The sequence below is a fragment of the Vibrio sp. Vb0937 genome (assembly GCF_033338855.1).
The window spans coordinates 1-1,587 of sequence record NZ_JAWOTK010000146.1 but is presented as its reverse complement, the minus strand read 5'-3'; the positions used below and the strand labels follow the sequence as shown (position 1 = coordinate 1,587).

Genomic DNA, 1,587 nt, shown 5'->3' with positions numbered 1-1,587 from the left:
GGCATGATCAGCACCACCGATGATATGCAGTTTTTCACCAAGTTCAGACCACTTGTCTTCAAACGGACGTACTGATTCCTGTCCCGCACAAATAACGACTTTATCAGCCTCTACAAGCTGCGCCTTACCATCTACATGAATGTGTAAACCGTTGTCATCAATTTTGTCATAAGACACGCCACCAAGCAGATGCACTCCGCGTTTTTCTAATGTGCGTTTATGGATCCACCCTGTCGTTTTACCCGGTCCTTTACCAACACGACCTTTGCGACGTTGAAGCACCCACACTTCTTTGTCACTCACCGCGTCTGGGTAAGGGTACAGTCCACCTGGTTGCGACATTTCTTTATCAATGCCCCATTCATGCAGCCAATCATCCAACGTTTGCCCAGCTGGCTCGGTAATCATTGTCGCAACATCAACACCAATACCACCAGCACCAACAATGGCGACTTTTTCACCGACAGGCGTTTTGTCACGAATCAGCGTTTGGTAATCCACCACTTTTTCTGCATTATCAATACCTTCGATATTGACCTTACGCGGTTCAACACCAGAAGCCATCACAACCTCATCGTACTCTGTCAGCAAATCGTAGTTCGCTTCCGTAGACAAATGCAGATTTACACCCGTTTCATCAATTCGGTTGGCAAAGTAGCGAATCGTTTCTCTGAATTCTTCTTTACCTGGGATTTGCATCGCTAAGCGGAATTGCCCACCAATTCGGTCGTTCTTTTCAAACAGATCAACTTTATGACCACGTTCAGCTAAAGTCGTCGCACAAGCTAAACCAGCAGGGCCTGCGCCTACAACGGCAATATTTTTCTTCTTGAACGTTGGTTCAACCACAATTTCTGTTTCGTAACAGGCAAGTGGATTGACGAGACAACTAGCGCGCTTACCTTTAAATACGTTGTCCAGACACGCTTGGTTGCAGCCGATACACGTATTAATAAACTGCGCTTTCTCTTGTTCTGCCTTCGCGACAAAGGATGGGTCCGCCAAGAACGGGCGAGCCATTGACACCATATCCGCCTGACCAGAAGCAAGGATTCGCTCTGCTTCATCAGGAGTGTTAATTCGATTACAGGTGACGATTGGCACAGAAACGTGCGGTTTCACCTTCTCGGTTACCCATGTAAATGCACCGCGAGGTACTTGCGTTGCAATGGTCGGAATACGTGCTTCATGCCAACCAATACCAGTGTTGATAATGGTGACGCCCGCGTCTTCCAATCCTTTGGCTAATTCAATCACATCTTCGAACGTGCTGCCCTGCTCGACGAGATCCAACATCGAAAGACGGAAAATGATGATGAACTTCTCACCCACCGCTTTACGTACAGCTTTCACTATCTCCAACGGGAAGCGCATGCGTTTTTTGTAACTGCCGCCCCAATCGTCATATCGCATATTGGTGCGCTTACAAAGGAACTGATTGATCAAATAACCTTCTGAGCCCATTAATTCCACGCCGTCATAACCGGCAAGTTGAGCGAGTTCAGCGCTGTTGGCAAATGCATCGATGGTCTTTTTGATCTGACGCTCGCTCATTTCACTCGGCGCAAACCTCGCGATCGGCGCTTT

General features: G+C 47.8%; 1 protein-coding gene. It reads right to left on the bottom strand.

Going from position 1 to position 1,587, the window contains the following annotated elements; genetic code table 11:
* Positions 1 to 1,587, bottom strand: a 1,587-nt coding sequence (locus R7P67_RS23910) for an FAD-dependent oxidoreductase (protein ID WP_318086205.1), incomplete at both ends; no start/stop codon positions are given.